The 20,261-nt window shown below is 63.0% G+C and carries 15 protein-coding genes, 1 pseudogene and 1 riboswitch; of the genes and pseudogenes, 5 read left to right on the top strand and 11 right to left on the bottom strand.

The annotated features are described in order from the left end of the window. Positions 1-174 precede the first annotated feature (174 nt). Positions 175-348, bottom strand: a riboswitch (M-box (ykoK) riboswitch). Positions 349-393: 45 nt separating this feature from the next. Further along, the gene (locus ACSW29_RS04710; protein ID WP_054187932.1) at positions 394-978 is read right to left on the bottom strand and encodes a TetR/AcrR family transcriptional regulator; all 585 of its coding nucleotides are present in this window, start codon (positions 976-978) and stop codon (positions 394-396) included. A gap of 126 nt (positions 979-1,104) precedes the next feature. On the opposite strand from ACSW29_RS04710, the gene ACSW29_RS04705 reads away from it, so the two are divergent. The 3 genes from ACSW29_RS04705 to dszD all read left to right on the top strand — a co-directional run bounded on the left by ACSW29_RS04705 (position 1,105) and on the right by dszD (position 3,485). Further along, a complete protein-coding gene (locus ACSW29_RS04705) occupies positions 1,105-2,208 on the top strand; it encodes a hypothetical protein (protein WP_317827641.1) in 1,104 nt (367 codons plus the stop codon). 15 nt (positions 2,209-2,223) lie between these two features. Beyond that, positions 2,224-2,697: a YbaK/EbsC family protein gene (locus ACSW29_RS04700; RefSeq protein WP_317827642.1), complete on the top strand. Its 474-nt coding sequence runs from the start codon at positions 2,224-2,226 to the stop codon at positions 2,695-2,697. Between the two features lie 209 nt (positions 2,698-2,906). Then, positions 2,907-3,485 (top strand): NADH:FMN oxidoreductase DszD, encoded by a 579-nt coding sequence (dszD, locus tag ACSW29_RS04695; protein WP_003941189.1) that lies wholly within the window; start codon positions 2,907-2,909, stop codon positions 3,483-3,485. 52 nt (positions 3,486-3,537) lie between these two features. Here dszD and ACSW29_RS04690 read toward each other — a convergent pair whose 3' ends face one another. Together ACSW29_RS04690 and gabT are read right to left on the bottom strand one after the other, a co-directional pair. Beyond that, the gene (locus tag ACSW29_RS04690) at positions 3,538-4,983 is read right to left on the bottom strand and encodes an NAD-dependent succinate-semialdehyde dehydrogenase (RefSeq protein WP_448276665.1); all 1,446 of its coding nucleotides are present in this window, start codon (positions 4,981-4,983) and stop codon (positions 3,538-3,540) included. A 1-nt stretch (position 4,984) separates the two neighbouring features. Further along, a complete protein-coding gene (gene gabT / locus ACSW29_RS04685; protein ID WP_448276663.1) occupies positions 4,985-6,349 on the bottom strand; it encodes a 4-aminobutyrate--2-oxoglutarate transaminase in 1,365 nt (454 codons plus the stop codon). A gap of 128 nt (positions 6,350-6,477) precedes the next feature. Between gabT and ACSW29_RS04680 the strand changes: the two genes are divergently transcribed. Continuing rightward, complete coding sequence (locus tag ACSW29_RS04680) at positions 6,478-7,995, top strand: PucR family transcriptional regulator (RefSeq protein ID WP_448276662.1); 1,518 nt, start codon at positions 6,478-6,480, stop codon at positions 7,993-7,995. Here the strand turns inward: ACSW29_RS04680 and ACSW29_RS04675 are convergent. From ACSW29_RS04675 to ACSW29_RS04660, 4 genes are all read right to left on the bottom strand, one after another. Beyond that, positions 7,972-11,178 carry an NAD-glutamate dehydrogenase domain-containing protein gene (locus ACSW29_RS04675; RefSeq protein ID WP_448276660.1) on the bottom strand — a complete coding sequence of 1,069 codons (3,207 nt, stop codon included), beginning with the start codon at positions 11,176-11,178 and terminating at the stop codon, positions 7,972-7,974. The two genes, ACSW29_RS04680 and ACSW29_RS04675, sit on opposite strands and share 24 nt — an antisense overlap. A 127-nt stretch (positions 11,179-11,305) precedes the next feature. Beyond that, entirely contained in the window at positions 11,306-12,994 is a 1,689-nt protein-coding gene (locus ACSW29_RS04670; RefSeq protein ID WP_448276659.1) for a flavin monoamine oxidase family protein, read from the bottom strand. Next, positions 12,991-13,836 carry a carbon-nitrogen hydrolase family protein gene (locus tag ACSW29_RS04665; protein WP_448276658.1) on the bottom strand — a complete coding sequence of 282 codons (846 nt, stop codon included), beginning with the start codon at positions 13,834-13,836 and terminating at the stop codon, positions 12,991-12,993. Before ACSW29_RS04665 ends, ACSW29_RS04670 begins: the two co-directional genes overlap by 4 nt. Positions 13,837-13,969: 133 nt before the next feature. Continuing rightward, positions 13,970-14,605 (bottom strand): helix-turn-helix domain-containing protein, encoded by a 636-nt coding sequence (locus ACSW29_RS04660; protein ID WP_448276657.1) that lies wholly within the window; start codon positions 14,603-14,605, stop codon positions 13,970-13,972. Positions 14,606-14,751: 146 nt separating this feature from the next. On the opposite strand from ACSW29_RS04660, the gene speB reads away from it, so the two are divergent. Next, on the top strand, positions 14,752-15,708 hold the full coding sequence (speB, locus tag ACSW29_RS04655) for an agmatinase (protein WP_317827648.1): 957 nt from the start codon (positions 14,752-14,754) through the stop codon (positions 15,706-15,708). Here speB and ACSW29_RS04650 read toward each other — a convergent pair. From ACSW29_RS04650 to ACSW29_RS04635, 4 genes and pseudogenes are all read right to left on the bottom strand, one after another. After that, a complete protein-coding gene (locus ACSW29_RS04650; protein ID WP_448276656.1) occupies positions 15,672-16,346 on the bottom strand; it encodes a class I SAM-dependent methyltransferase in 675 nt (224 codons plus the stop codon). The genes speB and ACSW29_RS04650 overlap by 37 nt on opposite strands. Positions 16,347-16,404: 58 nt before the next feature. Next, entirely contained in the window at positions 16,405-17,832 is a 1,428-nt protein-coding gene (locus tag ACSW29_RS04645) for an FAD-binding protein (RefSeq protein WP_448276654.1), read from the bottom strand. A gap of 73 nt (positions 17,833-17,905) precedes the next feature. After that, positions 17,906-18,755, bottom strand: a pseudogene (locus ACSW29_RS04640) (LLM class F420-dependent oxidoreductase). Between the two features lie 184 nt (positions 18,756-18,939). Further along, complete coding sequence (locus tag ACSW29_RS04635; RefSeq protein ID WP_448276653.1) at positions 18,940-20,244, bottom strand: MFS transporter; 1,305 nt, start codon at positions 20,242-20,244, stop codon at positions 18,940-18,942. Between the last annotated feature and the right edge of the window lie 17 nt (positions 20,245-20,261).

Here is a 20,261-nt window from a genome sequence, read left to right as displayed (position 1 = left end):
TAAGAGCAGAGGGCTGGGTCGAATATCGACTCGGCGGGTCGTCCACGATGGTCACCTCCTGAAAGTTCGGGGCGTCTGATGACGCCACACGATTGCATGCGCACAGCACACGCCAGGAGAACCGAATATCGACGTACTCTCGCCTTCGCCGGAAGAAACCGGCATCAAGCTGCGAAAACACCTCCACGTCCGAGTTTTGGCACTGCACGACGTGTCCCGATCCAAACCGGGAAGCCACTTTGGATCACCCCTTAAGCCGGGGAGATCTGTCCTAACCTTGGGCGTCTCTCGACGTCGTGAGATCAGTGGCCTGTGTTCGTGCAGAAGCCTCACCTAACGAGGTACTGCACCCAGAGGGTAGTTCTCAAATCTGTTGCCTGTCAACCGAGCAACTCAGACGGCGGGCAATCCCGCCCGTGCGACTGCACCGGCGAAGAGTGCCGTCACAGCGGCGCCCATCACGCTCTGGTCAACTTCTTCAGGATCCACGGAGTGCTCGAGGACGAGCCCGGATATCAAGGCCATCAACGAGATTGCGGTGGTTCGCACATCGAAAGAATCGTCCACTCCCCATTCCCGGGCACGTTCGCCGATCAACTCCACCAACTGACTGCGCAAGTGGCGACGCTCACGCAAGTATGCCTGAGCGATCTGCGGATCACGCCCGGCGAGGACTCCGAATTCGAGAACGAGCAGTGACCATCCCGGATCGTCGACCATCCACGTTGCAATGGCCTCGCCGCCTTTGCCCGCCGCGTCGGACGGGTTCATCCCGGCGATCTCGGCGAGCACACGGCCGGCCAGTTCGAGAGACCGTTGCGCGAACAGTTCGGCGAACAGATCTTGTTTCGACTCGAAGTTGGAGTAGACAGCCCCCTTGGTGAAGCCCGCTCGGCGAGCAACTTCAGTGAGACGTGCAGCACTGAATCCGCGCTCCGCAAACTCTTCCGCCGCAGCGTCGAGCAGTCTTTGCCGCACCACGTCACGTCCGGGGCGGGTTACCGGAGTCCAGTCCGGTTGACGAGATTCAGTCACGATACCTAGAGTATTCAATACCTCGGGTATTGACAAGCTCTTTACTTTCGACAAGATCAGGACTCTTTCGTGACCACTACGCATCCGGCACACGCCGCACCAGACAACAGCCCCACCCACGACGAACACCACCACGACAATCTGCTGGTGAAATACGGCGCACCCAAGGTGATGGCCGCGTTGTTCGTCGGCGTGCTCCTGCTGCAGATGGGCTTCATCCTCAGCTACGTCGCCGCCTTCCATCAGCCGACTCCGCGAGACATCGAAATCGCGGTCATCGCCGATCAGGGCACACCCGACGGCATGGATCAGCAGATCGCCGACAAACTCAACGCCATCGACGGCAGCCCGCTCGACGCTCAGGTGATCGACAGCACGGCGACCGCTCGCCGCATGATCAACGACCGCGAGATCCAGGGCGCCTTTGTCATCAACCCGGCCGGACCGGACACCCTGATCACCGCGAGCGCGGGCGGCAGTTCCATCGCGACGTCACTCGAAGCGGTTTTCACGAAGGTCGAGGCGACACAGGACCGACAGTTCGTCGTACGCGACGAGATCCCCGTCGGAGCACACGACAACCGCGGCCTCTCCGGCTTCTACCTCTCGGTCGGCTGGGTCGTCGGCGGCTATCTACTCGCGGCAGCCATCGGACTGTTCATCGGCGCGCCGAAGACCCTCCGCCAGGCAAGCGCACACACCGGCGTGATCGCGATCTACTCGATCATCTCGGGAGCCCTCGGCGCCCTCATCACCTCACACGTGCTCGGAACTTTCGCGGGCCACTGGTTCCCGCTCTGGATCCTGGGAACAGCCGTGGTGTTCGGCACTGCCATGTTCACACTCGGATTGCGTGCCGCCATCGGCGTTCTGGCAGTCCCGTTGGCTATCGCCGTCTTCGTGATCCTCGGCAATCCCAGTGCGGGAGGCGCATTCGGCTCCAACGTGATTCCCTCGTTCTACGCCGCCATCGGCCGATGGATCACACCCGGCGCCGGCACCGAGGGCGTCCGGAGCATCGTCTACTTCAACAACGTCGGCGTCGGCCAGCCTGCCCTGACGCTCTTCCTGTACGCGCTGATCGGTGCGGTCATGCTCTTCGGCTTCACGATCCGTCGTAACCGAAAGTCCACCGACACGACGCCGACTCCAGCTGTGGCGAACGCCGACTAGTCCTAGTCTGAACTCATGACGAGCCTCCTCCACCCCAACGCCTCGCACGTCGCCGAAACACTGATCTCACGGGGTCACCACGGCGTCATCGTCACGCAGCCCGACGCCACGCACACCGCGGCCGAGGCAGCGGCGGCCGTCGGGGTGGAGGTAGGCGCGATCACCAAGTCACTGGTGTTCCTTCTCGACGACGATCCGGTCCTGCTGCTGGTCTCCGGCGCACATCAGGTCAACCTGAAGACCACCGGCGAACGCCTCGAAGGCAAGCTCACGCGGGCGCCGCTGGAAATGGCGAAGTCCGCGACGGGCCAGCCGATCGGTGGGGTCGCTCCGCTCGGACATCCCACCAACCTGCCCACGTACATCGATACTGCCCTCGAGCAGTACCCCGAGTTGTGGGCTGCTGCCGGGCACCCGAACACAGTCTTTCGCACGACGTACTCCGAACTCCTCCGAATCACCGCCGGCCTCGCCGTCGACATGGACTGAAGCGCTCCCGGGCAGGCCGGTCCGAACCCACTCGTACGTGCGTCCACCTATAGTTGGACGCACCATGTGCACTGCAACAAGGACCCCGGCCGGCAACCACTGGCGACGACGGCACGTAGATCTGTGCCGCACCGACGCATGTCTGTGTATGCCGAGCGCAGTCACCTCGACCACACCGCACACCTCGAGTTCCAGCCGGAGAGTTCCCGTTGTCTGACAAGCCGAATGCCGTTTCCAGCCACACCACCCCCGACGTCCCCGAAGTAGCGGCGACGCCCGAGTTGTCCACCGGCATCTGCGCCGGCGACTACCGCGCAGCGCTTCGCCGCCACCCCGCCGGTGTCACCGTCGTGACCCTCGATTCGGGTACCGGCCCGGTGGGTTTCACCGCCACGTCGTTCTCGTCCGTCTCCCTCGAGCCGCCGCTCGTCTCGTTCAACATCGCGGAGACGTCGTCGAGCATCAATGCACTCAAGGCCGCCGAGTCCTTGGTTATCCACCTTCTCGGCGAACATCAGCAGCATCTGGCCCAGCGCTTTGCGCGTAGCGCCGATCAGCGTTTTGCAGACGAGTCGCTGTGGGCAGTGCTCGACACCGGGGAGCCGGTTCTGCACGGCACCCCCAGCTGGATGCGCGTCAAGGTCGACCAGTTGATCCCTGTCGGCGACCACACGCTGGTCATCGGACTCGTCACGCGGGTTCACGCCGAAGAGGACGACGAATCCGCTGCCGCACCGCTGCTCTACCACGAGGGCAAGTACTACCGCCCCACTCCGTTAGGTCAATAGACAACTGTGCGCCTTTATTAACCGCCCGCGGTTAATAAAGGCGCACAGCAAGTTACAGCGCTACGTACTTGGTATCGAGGTACTCGTCGATACCCTCGGTTCCACCTTCACGACCGAAGCCCGATTCCTTGACACCACCGAACGGCGCCGCAGCATCGGAGATCGCGCCGCGATTGACGCCGACCATGCCGGTGTCCAGCTTGGCCGAGACGCGCATCGCCCGGTCGATGTCGCGGGTGTAGAAGTACGCCACGAGGCCGTATTCGGTGTTGTTCGCAGCCGCGATCGCTTCGTCTTCAGTGTCGAAACCGACCACTGCCGCAACGGGTCCGAAGATCTCTTCCTTCAGCAGGCGCGCATCGGCGGGCACCTGATCCAGAACGGTCGGGGTGAAGAAGAAGCCGGCTCCTTCGGGCGCCGATCCACCGGTGCGAACGCGAGCGCCCTTGGACACGGCGTCGTCGACGAGTCCGGTGACGGTTGCGAGTTGCTTGGTGTTGATCAGCGGGCCGATGTTGGTGCCCTCGGCGTCACCGGCGCCCACCTTCAAGGCCGCAACCTTGGCGGTGAACTTGTCGGTGAACTCCTCGCGCACCGAGTTGGCGACGTAGATGCGGTTGGCCGCGGTGCAGGCCTCGCCGCCGTTACGCATCTTCGCGAGCATTGCGCCGTCGACAGCTGCGTCGATGTCGGCGTCGTCGAAGACGATGAACGGCGCATTGCCACCCAGTTCCATCGACGTGCGGAGCAGCTTGTCAGCAGCATTGCGCACCAACAGCTTTCCGACGCCAGTGGAGCCGGTGAAGGTGACCTTGCGCAGACGCGCATCTTCCATCAGCGGTCCACTGATGGAGGCCGCGTCGGACGTCGGGAGGATCGAGAGCACACCGTCGGGCAGACCAGCATCGGCGAACACCTGACCGAGGAGCTGCATGGTCAGCGGCGTGTCCTCGGCGGGCTTGACGATGATGGTGCAACCGGCAGCCAGCGCCGGTCCGATCTTGCGTGTGCCCATTGCGAGCGGGAAGTTCCACGGGGTGATCGCGAGGACCGGTCCGACGGCTTCCTTGGTGACCAGGATGCGACCGTTGCCGGCCGGAGCCTGCGTGAAACGGCCACCGATGCGGACTGCTTCCTCACTGAACCAGCGCAGGAATTCGCCGCCGTAGTTGACCTCACCGCGGCTCTCTGCCAACGACTTACCCATTTCCAGGGTCATCATCAGCGCGAAGTCCTCGGCCCGGGCGTGCAGCAATTCGAAGGCGGTGCGCAGGATCTCGCCGCGTACACGTGCCGGAGTGGCCGCCCAGTCTTCCTGCGCCGCAGCGGCGAGGTCGAGCGCGCGGATACCGTCGGCAGCGGTGGCGTCGGCTACCTGGGCGAGTTCCTCACCCGTCGCCGGGTTGTAGACCGCGAAGGTCTTCTCGGCCGGGACGAGCTTGCCGCCGAGCCAGAGACCCTGGGGTACCGAGTCGAGAAGATCCGAGACGTTCGACATGTCAGTTCCCCTGTGCTGCAGAGCGGATAGCGGTCTCGAGGACGGTCAACGCGTCGTCGAGCAGCTCCTCGGAGATGACCAGCGGCGGTAGCAGACGGATGACGTTGCCGTACGTACCGCAGGTGAGGATCACGACGCCGGCAGCGAGGCACTCGGCGGCGATCTTCTTGGTGATGTCGGCGTCCGGCTCCTGTCCACCGGGCTTGACCAGCTCGATGGCGAGCATGGCGCCGCGACCGCGAACGTCACCGATGACGTCGAGTTCCTTTGCCAGTGCGTTCATTCGGCCGACGACGGTCGATTCGATGGTGCGCGCACGGCCGCAAAGGTCGAGCTCACGCATCTGATCGATGGATGCCAATGCAGCGGCGCAGGCGACGGGGTTACCGCCGTAGGTGCCACCGAGGCCGCCGGGGTGGACGGCGTCGATGAGCTCGGCGCGGCCCGTGACAGCGGCGAGCGGCATGCCGCCGGCGATTCCCTTGGCGAGCGTGACCAGGTCGGGGACGATGCCCTCGTGATCGCTGGCGAACCAGGCGCCGGTACGCGCGAAGCCTGCCTGAACCTCGTCGGCGATGAAGACGACGCCGTTCTCCTTGGCCCACGCGACGAGCGTCGGGAGGAATCCTTCTGCGGGAACGATGAATCCACCCTCGCCCTGAATCGGCTCGATGAGGACGGCGGCCGTGTTGGCAGCGCCGACCTGCTTCTCGATCATCGTGATGGCGCGCTGTGCGGCCTGCTCACCCGTGATCTTGGAGCCGTCGACATTGAGGCCCTCGCGGTACGGGTAGGACATCGGGACGCGGTAGACCTCGGGGGCGAACGGACCGAAGCCACTCTTGTACGGCATGGACTTCGAGGTCAGTGCCATCGTGAGGTTGGTGCGGCCGTGGTATGCGTGGTCGAAGACGACGACTGCGTCGCGACCGGTCGCGTGACGGGCGATCTTGACTGCGTTCTCGACGGCTTCTGCGCCGGAGTTGAACAGCACGGAACGCTTCTCGTGGTCACCGGGGGTGAGCTCGGCGAGACGCTCGGCGACCTCGACGTAGCCCTCGTACGGAGCGACCATGAAACAGGTGTGGGTGAAGTGTGCGACCTGATCCTGAACTGCGGACACGACGGCCGGGTTCGAGGCGCCGACGCTGGTCACCGCGATACCGGCACCGAGGTCGATCAGCGAGTTGCCGTCGACGTCGACGATGACTCCGCCGTCTGCGTCGGCGACGTAGACCGGGAGGGTGGATGCGACGCCTGCGCCGACGACCTTCTTACGCCGTTCGGCGAGCGCAGCCGAGCGCGGGCCCGGGAACTCCGTGACGATGCGACGCTCCTGCGGAAGCCGGTATTCGATTGCACTCATGTGACCACCCTCTCGGTTGTGTATTGCATTCGAGTATGCGACGCGCGAAGCACCGCAAGCACTGCCGAAATGGATACCCGAAGGTTCGGGACTACTCCATATCGGCAACGACAGCTAGCCTTGATCGGGTGACGGTTCCGATCTCGTGGCTCTTGCGCCAGAAACACCTCTCACTGGCTCTGCTCACCGACCGAGCAGCTGCCACCCACCCCGTCACGTTTGCGCAGGCCACAGAGCTGACGGACCCCACCCCGTGGCTTTCCGGCGGCGAATTAGTCCTCACCACCGGGCTGGCACTGGTGGGCGCGGACGCCAACGACTACAGCGAGTACATCGACCGTCTAGCCGCCGCAGAAGTATCGGCTCTGGGTTTCGGGACCGGCCTTTCCCACGAGAGTGTGCCCGCAGACCTGATTGCCGCTGCCCGCAACCGGGGACTCCCCCTGCTGGAAGTGCCGTTCACGACCCCGTTCGCGGCGGTCACGCGCGCGGTGATGACCCGTCTGAGCCAGCAGGAATACGAATCGGTACTCCGCGCGGCAGAAGTGCAGACACGCATCACCCGGGTTGCGCTACGCGGAGGCGTGTCGGCCATCGTGCGCGAACTGGCCACGGCCACAAAAACTTCGGTGGCGTTTGTCGGAGATCGGATCACCGCGGTGCATCCGGCAAACCAGAAGTCGCTGATCACCGAGGTTCGCGCAGTCGCGACCACCACCCGCGATCCCAATGCTCCGGCGTCGATTTCGCAGAGCACGCCCGAACGGACGCTGACACTGTCCCCGGTCGGCGTCACCGACAGTTGGCACGGCTACCTCGCCATGGCGGGCGCTGGACCCCTGAGCAATATCGACAGGGTGCTGCTCGGACATGCCGTCTCGCTGCTCACGCTCGAACTCGAGAAACCGGTTCGACTACGGGCCGAGCGAACTCGACTCAACGCCATGGCTTTCGGGCTCTTACTCGACGGTCGAATCCCCGAGGATGGTGTGCCGTCGTACTTGGACGAAGCGAGCGACACGCACGGCAACATTCGTGTCGTCCACGTTCGCGGGTCCGGACTCGGCCCCGTTCTTCGCGAACTCGACAACGCTCTCGCGCGAGCAGGCCGGCCGTTGTTCGCGCAATCCGAGGACGGTTCGCTGACTGTCCTCCTTCGCGGAACCGACACAATCGATACTGCCAAAACACTACTGGCGCAACTCTCCCCCACCGAGGCGAAGACGGTGCGTGCCGGAATCAGCACCCCTCACCGTCTTCTGGACGCACCGCGCGCACTCGTCCAGGCCCGCGCCGCGGCCAATCTCACGACGGCCACTGCCCGCATTCTCGAGTTCGACGCTCTGAGTGGTTCGACGATTCTGGCATCCGAGCCTGCCCGCGAGGCACTGATCGCAATGGCTGCGGACACCATCCCGGTGCTGACGGAACACGACCAGGCACACGGGACCGCGCTGGTCGCGTCTTTGCGCGCCTATCTCGAGGCAAACGGCCAATGGGAATCGGCCGCAGCCGAACTCGGTGTTCATCGGCACACCCTCCGAGGTCGCATCGCACGCATCGAGGAACTGCTGCAATGCGACCTCGGACAGGCCAGGGTCAGAGCCGAACTGCTGCTATCGCTACTCGCCTGGGAGGGCCGCTGAACGCTCCGCGGCATGCACCGAAGCGAAACTGGACGCACCGCGAACGAGTAGTTCGAGTTCGGCGTCGACCGTGCAGAGACGGGCGGTGTCCAGCGCTCCACCGCGGCTCACGCTCGACATCAAAGCCGTGAACCGGCGCACCGCTTGCGGATTGGCGGCGATCCACAACTCGACCACCTCCGGAATACCTTCTCCGAGCGCTCCGGACACGAGGTCCGCGAAACGCGCCGTCAACCTGGCATGGACGGCAGCGCTGCCCATGACCTCCCAATGCGAGGCACCGACGGCAACGTCGACGCCCCCGAGAACGTCGCCCAGATCGAGGGTGTCGGAGAGTTCCCGATAGATCGCGGCCGCGGCCTGAACCGTCGTATTCTCCTGCAACGCAATGTCAGCCAGGGCGAGCGCCCCGAAAGACGCCTCGATGCGGTCGCTTGCCGACAGCCCTTCGGTGAGAGCCCGCACGGGCGCGGCCCATCGATCGATGTCGGCTCGCGGGTTCACGGTGAACCGGCCGGCTGCTCCCGGACGACGCAACACCCAGCTCATCTCGGATTCCAACAACTGCTGCAAGCGATCGAGAGCCTGCAACTGCTCGGTGGCGCGGAGCTCCGAGTTCAAGATCTCGCGCCGAAGTTCCTCGGTGCCGAGCACTTCGCTGACCACCGCGTAGGCCAGAGCCGCTTCCGGACTGCGGACTCCGAGGTGTTCCTCGAGCCGGAACAGCACGCCGGGGCCGACGCGGTTGACCAGTTCGTCGACCACCGAGGTGATGATGATGTCGCGGCCCAACCGATGTGCGCGGACCGCGTCCGGTGCTGCCTCGACGACGGAGAGCGGGAAGTACTGGGGAAGGCGATCGGCGAAGATCTGATTGTCCGGGACGGTCGACGCCCCCAATTCCGCCGTCAGCACGTTCTTCGACTGCGCCACCAGCACAGCAAGTTCCGGTCGCAGGAGACCCTGCCCGGCTCGAGCCCTGACCGCCAGCGCCTTGGCGTCCGGCAATGATTCTTCGAGGCGCTTCATCGCGCCCGCCGAGACCAGGTTCTCGATCAACCGTTCGTGCTGATCGAGTAGGGCGGGAGCGCGGTGCTCGGCCAGGCTGATCGCGAGGGTCTGATCTTCACTGGCCTCGAGTACTGATGCGGCAACCTCGTCCTGCGCCGCCGCGAGTAGTTCATTGCGCGAGGTCGCGTCCAACTCTGCAAGTGCGATCTTGATGTTGACCTCACGGTCCGAGGTAGCCACGCCTGCCGCGTTGTCGATGAAGTCGGCGTTGATTCGGCCACCGCCAGCGGCATATTCGATGCGGGCACGCTGGGTGAAACCGAGATTGCCGCCCTCACCCACGACGGTTGCACGCAACTCGTCCGCGCTGACGCGAACAGCGTCGTTGGACGGATCAGCTGCGTCGACGTTGCTTTCGGTCGATGCCTTCACGTAGGTGCCGACGCCACCGTTCCACAACAGGTCCACCGGAGCGCACAGGATCGCTCGGATCAGTTCCTGCGGAGTCAGCTTCTCCTCGGCGATACCGAGGACCTGACGCGCCTCGAGCGGAAGACGGATCGACTTCGCGCTGCGTGGCCAGACGCCACCGCCAGGCGACATCACGGTGCGGTCGAAGTCGTCCCAGGACGAGCGCGGCACGGTGAAGAGACGAGCGCGTTCGGCAAACGTCGTCTCGGTGTCGGGGTTCGGGTCGATGAAGATGTGGCGGTGGTCGAATGCCGCGACTAGACGGATCTTGTGCGAGAGCAACATTCCGTTACCGAACACATCGCCGGACATGTCACCGATGCCCGCGACGGTGAACGGATCGGTGTCGACGTCGAGGTCGCGCTCGGCGAAGTGGCGTCGAACCGCTACCCAGGCGCCGCGAGCGGTGATGCCCATCGCCTTGTGGTCGTAGCCGGCCGAACCGCCGGAAGCAAAAGCGTCGCCGAGCCAGAAACCACGCTCGACGGCGATGCCGTTCGCGACATCGGAGAACCGTGCGGTCCCCTTGTCCGCCGCCACGACGAGGTAGGAGTCTTCACCGTCGTACTCGATTACTTCTGCCGGGTGCACCGCTGCGCCGTCGACGATGTTGTCCACCACGTCCAGCAAGCCGCGGATGAAGGTGCTGTACGACTCCTGCACCTGCGCCGGGGTCGGTGACGACGTGCCCCGAACCACGAACGCACCCTTGGCTCCCGAGGGAACGATCGGCGAATTCTTCACGCTCTGGGTCTTCATCAGACTCAGAGCCTCGGTGCGGTAGTCCTCGTATCGATCCGACCAACGCAGGCCACCACGGGCGACGGAGGAGCTACGCAGATGCACGCCTTCGACATTGGGTGCGCTGACGTAGATCTCGCGGAAGGGAACGGTCTTCTGTGGGGTGGAGAGCAACTGCGAGTCGATCTTGAACGACGCGTACGGCAGCGGCTCGCCGGCCTCACCGCGCAGGTACCAGTTGGTGCGCAGAGTCGCCTGCAAGAATGAACGCACACCGCGCAAGACGCGATCCTCGTCGAGAGTGTCTGCACCGTCGACTGATTCGTCGATGGCCGCCGCCGCGGTGGCCACGGCCGTCTCACGCGAACCTGCTACTGCGGGATCGAAACGCGCGGTGAAGAGTTCGATTGCCTGCCGTACGAAGAGCGGCTTCGCTGCCAACACTCCGACGATGTAGCTCTCGGACAACCCGATACGAGCCTGAGCGAGGAAACGGCACGCAGCGCGCAGCAACTCTGCGTCGCGCCACGTGATGTCTGCTCGTCCGATCAGACTGGAGAATGCGTCCATCCGGGTCTGTCCGGCGATGACGGCTTCGAAGGCGTCCGCCATCTTCTCCAGCGCACTGCCGTCGAAGGTGCTCGGCTCGAAGGTGAAGTAGTGTGCCGAACCCAGAACGGTCGGAAGCGGGCGGTGCGTCGAAACTCGGAGTCCGAGGGACTCGAAATTCTCGCACAGATCGGAGAGGGAGGGCTCTCCGGACGGCCACAGCACCACACAGGTCAGATCGTCACTGTTCAGGGCATCGCTGTTCAAGTCGTCGCCCTGACGGAAGACGAGTCGCTGGCCCGCTGCTGCCAATTCGGCGACCAGTTCGAGCGCCGGGTCACCGGATCGATCACCGCCCGCGGGTCTCGATTCTGCAGCTGCGGTCTTGGTCGCCGATGATGTGCTCGCCATTGAACACCCTCCTGGAAATTATTGGATCCGAACACTTTCCAGTGTTGCGTGGATCACCGGAAAGAGGTCGTGCCCGATAGGAGTACCAACCCCCATCGGGCACGACATTTCGGCAGTTGCGGTGAGCTCAGTCGCCCAACCTGATCGGAGCGAGCTCCTCGAACACGTCGCCGGGTCCGGGATTCTCGGTAGGCGCAGCGCCGCCGAGATGGTTGACGACGCCCCACACCGCGTTGATCGCGGTCTGAATCGCGCCCTCGGCCCAGCCGGCAGTCCACGACACGTCGTCTCCGGCGAGGAAGATTCCCCGATGACGCGGTTCGAGATCATTCTGCACGAAGTGAGAGAACAGGCGCTCCTGGTACCGGTAGTGCCCCGGAAGGTTCGCCTTGAATGCACCCATGAAGTCGCGCTCGGTTTCCCACGACAGCGTCACCGGGCTCGAGATGATGTGGCTGCGGAAGTCCACGCCTGGGTAGATCTCTTCGAGAGAGCGCAGCATGATGTTCATGCGCTCGGTGGCGTCGAGCGCCAGCAGCTTCAGCGAATCGTCCGACCAGGTGTACGACAAGCAGATCAGGCCTGGCTTGCCTTCGCCCTGATCGAGCAGGTAGGTGCCGCGACTCATACGGTCGGTCAGTGTCATCGACACCGAATCACGGCCGGTCACGGGGTCCTTGTCCTTCCAGAACGGGCGGTCGACGAGAACGAACACCTTGGTCGAACCCATGTAGTGAGTGCGCTCGATCGCAGTCCAGTGATCGATCGGGAACAGATCGTCGTCACACCTGATGTTGTTGAGCAGCATCCAACTCTGCACTGTCACAACGGCACTCGCATACGTGCGAATGAAACCTTCGGAGTCCGTGACCGTGATGTTGCCGGGCTCGGTACGGCGGAGTTCGGTGACGCGGGGACGCGTCTCGCCGTCGTTGAGCGAAGCGACCGTCGTACCGGCAGGCCAATGCTCCATGTGCGCCGGGGCGCGGTTCCACAACCGCATCGGCAGCTGCTGCGATCCACCGACGATGCCGCGGTGGTCGTCGTCGGCGGCCGTGATGACCACACGAAGGATTTCGAGAATCGAGTTGGGGTAGTCGGTATCCCAACCACCCGTACCGAATCCGACCTGCCCGAACACTTCCCGCATGTGGAAGGACTTGAAGTGCTTCGACGCGGCGAGGAATCCGTAGAACGTCTGGTCGTCGTAGCGCACCACGAGGTCGTTCCAGATCCGCTTGATTTCTGCGGTGTCGCGGTCACGAATGGCCTGCTGCAACGGGATCAGATCGGCATGCTCTTCGAGAGTGCGCTGCCAGGCCTGCGCCACCTCGGTGTAGATCGGCGGCAGATCCTCGAGAGTGTGCGCGTAGTGGCTCTCACCCTTGAGATCGATGACCGTGCTCGGTGTGACCTCGGCAAGGGGATTGGGGAACTCTTCGGTCTGCAGACCCAGTTCGTTCAGGTAGTGGAACAACGTCGTCGACGACGGTGGGAAACGCATTGCGCCCATCTCGGCGACAACCCCGGGGTGCCCGTCGAACTCGACCGACCGCATCCGGCCACCGATCTGATCAGCTTCGTAGACAATCGGCTTGAGACCGACCTTGAGCAACTCGTAGGCCGCGATCATGCCGGAGAGTCCACCACCGATCACGGCAACTTCTGTACCCAGTGCCAGATCGGGCACCGAGCCGAGTCCCGCCGGACTGGAAACGTAGTCGTCGTACGGGAACGGAAAATCCGGTCCGAACATCGTGAGGGGCGGCTGCTTGCCGGGTTCCGAGGAACTGTCCGGAGCTACTGGGATGGTCATCTACGGTTCTCCTTGGAGACAGTCGTGACAGAAAGGTCTGGATACAGATCGAGGCGTCGATCGTCGAGATGCGTGTTGAGGGTGCGAGATTGCGAGACGGTGGCGGCGGCGATATCCGCGAAGAGCAATTCCCGGCCGCCCCCTGCCCGCGCCAACTCGGCACCGTCGGGTGCGATGGCGCACGAGAGACCGCAGTAGGTCAACTCGGTTTCGGCGCCGCAGCGATTGACGTAGGTGACAAACATCTGACTCTCGTATGCGCGGGCCGGAACCACTTGCTGCGCAATGTGTTCGTACGGAGTCATCAACCCCGTCGGCACGATGAGCCATTCGGTACCGGCGTCGGCATGGGCCCGAACCGCTTCGGGAAATTCCACGTCGTAGCAGATCAACAATCCGCAGCGGATGCCCTCGAAATCGAACCCGACCACCAGGGTCTCACCTGGCCGGAAATATTCGCGGTCGAGCGTGCCGAACAGGTGCGTCTTGCGGTAGTGCGCAAGCGAAGTGCCGTCGCGGTCCACCACCTGCACGCTGTTGTAGACGTCTCCCCCGTCGAGTTCGGGGTAACCGTAGACGACGGCAATGCCTGCACTGCGAGCCATCTCGGCGACGGAATCGAAGATCGGGCCGTCGGCCGGTTCCGCGCGCAGCGACACCAGTTCGCCGATGTCGTAGCCGGTTGCGGACATCTCCGGCGTCACCAGGATCTTCGCACCGGATGCCGCGGCCTCGCGGGCAGCGGTGTCGATAGCAGCGAGGTTGAACTCCACCGACGCAAAGGTGTCCGGGGTGGTGAGCGGACCTTGGAACAGTCCAACTCGAACTGAATCGACATGCATGGTGCGCTCCTTCAGGAGTTCCGTGACGCCAATTTTCGACGGAGTGTGTGACGGGGACAACTACCAGCGTGACGGGTGCCGCCAATCATGTCAACTCTTGTTTCCTAAGAATCAACATTCACGGATTCGAGTCTCACGAAGGCGACGCGCGTGGCCCTTCCGGCAATGCCGGATTCAAGACCCACAGAACCTTCGCCGGAACCGAGCCTTCGGCCTGAAAACTATGGTTGTGCGTCGGCGTGAATGTAAAGGAATCGCCCGCCGCAAGCACGACGTCTTCGGCATCGACGGCCTCACCGTTCGGATCCGTCCGACCGCCCTCGAACGAGACCCGCAAGCCGCCCTCCAACACGTGCACGAAGTTCACGTCGATCGGCAGACTGTAGAACTCCTGGCCACTTCCGCCGCCTGGTTCCAGCTCGCCGAGCAGCACCTGAATTCGGCGCTCGTTGGTAGGCGTGAGCAGGTACTCCGTCATCTTTTCGCCACCGAAGCTGATTTGCGGCATGGCGTCGGCGCGGACCACTTCACCGGCGGACGCATTCTCGAACAGGGATCCGACGGGGATCTCGAGCACTGCGCACACCTTGATCAGGGTCGCCACCGACGCGTTGACGTGATCGCGCTCGAGTTTCGAGAGGTACCCCTTCGTCACACCACATGCCTCGGCCAGGTCGTCGAGGGTCAACCGCTTCGACTGACGTGCCGCCTTGAGCCTCGCCCCGATGCGCGGTCCGACCGGCTCGACCGCTTCCTTCGCCTTGGCCACTGAACCCACTCCTTCACGACCGCCGTGTCCCTTTCAGGAAACAGGGGTTGACAACCGAGCCTCTTGAAGAAACCATACTTGCTCAGAGAGCTACATCACTGAAGGGCGCCCGGTGTGCGCCGAATCGAGAGCAGGGACCTCTGCACATGGCTACCAACAAACCCGGATCGTTCATCGGACCCGTCGACGCCACGCGCGTCCCCCGCTACGCCGAGCCGACCACTTTTGCGCGTCTGCCGCGCCTCGATGAGGTCTCGCGCGCCGACGTGACAATCCTCGGCATCCCCTTCGATTCGGGTGTCAGCTACCGACCCGGCGCTCGGTTCGGTCCGGGGCACATCCGCGCTGCGTCGAAGCTGCTGCGTCCGTACAACCCCGCGCTCAAGGTCTCGCCCTTCGCCAACCAGCAGGTAGCCGATTTCGGCGACATCGGCGTCAACCCCTTCGACATTCAGGAAGCTCTCACGACGGTTCAGTCCGCCGTCACCGACCTGCGCGCCGACGGTTCCTCCGTGCTCACGCTCGGCGGCGACCACACCATCGCACTGCCGATCCTGCGCTCACTGGCCCGCGATCACGGCCCGATCGCCGTCCTGCACTTCGACGCTCACCTCGACACCTGGGACACCTACTTCGGTCAGCCTTTCACCCACGGCACCCCCTTCCGCCGCGCCAGCGAAGAAGGCCTGATCGATATGGAGCGGTCGCAGCACATCGGCATCCGTGGACCGCTCTACAGCGAGAAAGACCTCGAAGACGACCGCGTCCTCGGCTTCCAGGTGATCCGCAGTGACGACTACGAGGTCGACGGCGTCGCCAGCATCGTCGAGCGCATGCGTAAGCGCCTCGACGGTGGCCCGGTGTACGTCTCCGTCGACATCGACGTGCTCGATCCTGCCCACGCTCCGGGTACCGGAACACCCGAAGCGGGCGGCATGACCTCTCGCGAATTGTTGAACACACTGCGCGGGTTGGTGGGACTCAACGTGGTCGGCGCCGACATCGTCGAGGTAGCGCCGGCGTACGACCACGCCGAGATCACCGGTATCGCAGCGGCTCACGTCGCTTACGAGTTGCTGTCGGTGCTCGCACTCAATCGCTGAAGCAGCACAACGGTATCCGTGGTGTGATGCATCTCGGGGTTCGCGGGAAGATCACGTTCCCGCGACTCCGAGACCAGCACCTTCCAACCATCGGTGAACAACGACTCCACATATTCCGGGGTATGCAGCATGGCCCGATGATGTTCGGTGGGCGACTCGTGGGGCGAGTGGCCCACGATCAGCAAATGCCCGCCCGGCGCGACCAGATCTCCGAGAGCACGGAACAATTCCCCGCGCGCGGGTTCGAGCATGTGGAAGAACTGCGCGGACACCAGATCGAACGAGCGCCCCTGCGGATCCCACTTCGACAGGTCGGCTTCCAGCCATTCGATGTCGACGCCCTCGCCTTCGACGTGTGCCTGGGCGCGACCGAGCGCCACCGACGAGATGTCGGTGCCGGTGACCTTCCACCCGCGACGCGCCAACCACAAAGCGTCGGCGCCTTCACCGCAACCGACGTCCAGTGCGGTGCCCGGCTCGAGGCCGGAGGCCTCGGCAATCAACTGTGGGTTGGGATTTCCGCTCCACCGCGCTGGGCGTTCTTCGTACAGCGAGTTCCAGAATTGTGCGTCCGCCTTGGCGTACGGATTCTCGGTGGTTTCAGAGTTTTCGTGGTGATTGTGGTGTTCGTGGCTCATGCACCCAGGATGAACGACCTTCCACAACTCACGCAACCATCTTTGCTGAAACAGCAATTCATTCCGACTGTGATTCCCGAGAATTCGTCTGCCTACCGAAAAGTGCGCTGGCCACATCACGTCCCGCGATTCGGCCGAACGTCACGGACCGCAGGACAGAGAGCGCTCCGGGGTACTCCTGGTACCAGACCCCGGTGAGAACCCCGGCGGCATAGAGGTTCGGGATCGGTGTGCCGTTTCCTGTGACTACTCGCGCGTGCGTGTCTGTGCGGACACCGCCGAAACAGAATGTGATCGCTGCGGATCCGGGAACCGCCTTGAAGGGCGGTTGCTGTATCGGGCGCGCCCAGTTCGACTTTTCGATGGCAAGACCGTTGGTGCGCTTGCCGTCTGGTCGTGACGGATCGAATCCGCCGTCTTGGACAGCCCTGTTGAATTCGTGGATGGTATCTGAGAACTTCGCGGCGTCGATGTTCATCGCCGTGCCTAGTTCTTCGATGGTGTCCCCTTCGAAAGGAGGTACGTCAGTTTGGTTCAAGAACTCGAATCCTGGCAGCGCTTCCGTTTCGGCGTCGTATACGAAGTAGGCGAGGTTGTCGTGATCGCGCCACACGGTCCACGCGAGTTTCTCGTTGAGACCTTCGAAAGTTCGACTCCCCTCGTCGATGAATCGCTCGGCATCTGCGTTGATCATGAGCCCATAAGGTGCGCCGAACACGCCGGGGTCGGGCTTCGTGGACCGGGGATCGACCAATTCGACGTGCAACATGTCGAATTGGCCGGCGGTGCTGCCGCCGATTTCGGTGACCATGCGCAGTCCGTCACCACGGTTGTATTTGAGGCCGGGAGCGACAGGCCGGATCTCGTTCGCCCGTGGGCCGACGTATTGAGTCAGCATTTCATAGTTGCCTTCGAAGCCTCCCGAGGCAAGGACGACCTTCTTCGCCGCCAGTGTTCGCGTGAGGCCATCAGCATCTCGCACCACGACCCCGCTGACGCGTCCTTGGTCATCTTGTGTGAGGCGCACCGCCTCGGTTTGGTACAGGAAGCGCGATCCCGGATGCCCTTCGATGCGAGCGGCGAAAGCCTCGATCAGTGAGAGCCCTCCGCCCTCGACGGCGCCGTAGTTGGACTCCATGGCGAACGGTGGGGCCGCGTGCGAGACGCTCACACCGTTGGCCTTCATCCAGTCAACCGACTCATGTCCGAGTTTGCGCAGTACTGAGAAGTATTCGCGGTCGTAGGCCGGGTCCGAATCCAGGACTCGTTCCATGATGGCAGGGTCGACGGTCCCGTCGGGGTCGACCATGACGTTGACCCAGGACCACCGCGTGGCTCCCCCGCGGTCCGCTTCGGTACTGCGCTCGACGATTGCGACCGAGGGGCTCACTCCTCGTTCTCCTGATTCTTCGAGGAAGCCGAGGGCTGCTGACAAGCCTCCGGCCCCGCAGCCCACCACGACCATGTCGAATGATTCATTTGTCATCAGGTTCGTATCTCCTCGTGTGTTGGTGCGTTGAGTGATTGGACTCGCATAGGTCGACACAGTCGAAAAAGTCTCAGCAGGAATAGGTTTCGGTGAAGGATCGCAGTTTGTCCAAGATTCCAAGGGTCTCGGAAGACGACACGGTGGGAATCAGGAACACCGATCTTTCGACACCGAGCGCCTCGTACGACTCGATCACCGCCGGATCGGTCGGGGCGCCGAGCACGGTGACGGGAATGGGCGGTCGCGCTGCATCGGCTGCCTTGTTCTGAAGTTGGACAAGCATTGCGCGAAGCGTTGCAGGCTGCTGACCGATCATGTTCGGGAGCCAGGCGTCACCGTATTTCAGTACTCGATCGAGCACGGTTGGACCCATTCCACCCACGAGAATCGGGGGGTGCGGTCGTTGCAGAGGTTTCGGCCACATGTAGCTAGGTGCGAGGTCGATGTGATTGCCGTGAAATTCCGCAACTTCTTCGGTCCAGAACCGCTTCATCACCTCGATACGTTCTTCCATCAACGACAGCCGCGTGGACGGGTCCGTTCCGTGCTGTTTCATTTCCTCGCGTAGCCAACCAGCACCGACGCCGAACAGGAACCGACCATTGCTCAGGACATCAATGGTGGCCACCTCTTTTGCGGTATGTATCGGGTCTCGCTGAAATATTGTGCAGATTCCGGTACCGATCCTGATGCGCTGGGTAACGGCGGCGGCGCAACTGAGCGCGACGAACGGATCCAGAGATCGATAATACGAGTGCGGAAGCTGACCACCCCCCCGGGTACGGTGTGGCTCGCTCCACTGGAATATGCGAATGCTCAGGGATGAGCAGGGATTCGAAGCCCCGCTCTTCGACCGCAATGGCCAATTCGTCGGGGCGAATTCCCTCATCTGTCACAAACGTCGCAACTCCGAATTCCATGAACGTTCTCCTTCTCTGGCGGCGACTCGGCGACCAACGCCGTGAATAGTTGGGCGGCCGACCTTCTGTGTGTCCCGGCCACGGTGAATGAAGGCGCGCTGCGCTTTTCGATCAGGACCGACAGCAGTCGGGTGGTGGCGATCAGCGCCGGCGCGAACCGTACAAACACGGCTTCACGATGACTTCACGGTCGAGGGCTGTCTTTCTCCGGCTTCGCGAAACTGATCGTCAGGACTGCGCATACAGCCGCGATCAGCCCGAATACCTGAAATGACGCTGTATAACCTGCGGCGGGAGTGCTGGCCACGTCGACGATCAGGCCTGTGGCATACGGTGCGATCAGTCCACCGGTGGTGAATATGGCGATCAGTACCCCGAGAGTTCCCGCGGTCTGCCTGGGTGGAGACAATTCCACGATGGCGGCTTGCACCAAAGGCAAAGTCGGCAAGGAGAATCCATACCCGAGTGAAATGGCGGCCACAGCCACAGCCGGGGTGGTGATCGCCGGCATCGATACCAGGACAGCGCCACTGATCAGAACACCGACAGAGGGAATGATGATGCGAACGAAACGCGTCGTGGAACCGCGGCGGAACAGGCGATCGCTCAGAACCGAGGTGGTCAGCGCGATTGCCAACCCGAGAATGGCAGGAAGTCCGGACAGCGTTCCTGCTTCGAGCCGACTGTAGCCCAATCCCACCTCGAAGTAGGACGGTAGCCATGTCAGAACTGCTGACCCGAGCGCGAACACACTCATACCGAGAGCCGCACTGGTGACAAAGGTCTTCGTCAGGAAAATCCTGGACCAGGGCACTTTCGCGATCTCCTCAGTCCCGACCTTGTCAGCATTCGGTTCACCTGCACCTTTCCCCAGGTACGGACCCTCTTTCCATCTGGCGAGCCACACCACACACCAGACGGCGGTGGCAACGGCCAAACAGACGAGTGCTGCTCGCCAGCCGAACTTCACGGTGACAAACGCGAGGGCGGGGATCACAGCGAACTGAGTAAACGCGGCAGCACTGGTGAGTACCGCGCCGGTGAATCCGCGCCGCGATGCAGGGTGCCAGGAATACGTCGCAGTGAAAATAAGTGGGGCACTTGGCCCCTCCGCGAGTCCGAGCAGGAGCCGACTGATGATAAGTGTCGCCAGACTGGCTGCAGCGATGAGCGGCACGGCAGTGAAAGACCACGCGAACGCGAGGAGCACCATTGCCCAACGCAGTGACATCCATCGGTTCAACAGTCCGGTGAGCAGCCCGCCCGCCGTCAGAGTCAGATAGAACAAGCTGCCGACCAATCCGATCTGAGACGAACTCAAGCCCAGTTCGTCGGCAATCGGTTGGGCGATGATTCCGAATACAGCTTGATCCGAGTAATTGAGGATCGTGAGGAGAAGGAGCAGTGAGGTCATGCCCCATGCACGTCGGCTCGATGGTTCCGAAGGTAAGACGCGTGTTCCGACTGAATCGTCATCTCTGACATCCATTGTCATGGTCTTCTCAG

It is taken from the genome of Rhodococcus sp. GB-02, assembly GCF_053470465.1.
Note: the sequence above shows the minus strand (reverse complement) of the source record. Positions and strands in the feature narration are given on the sequence as shown.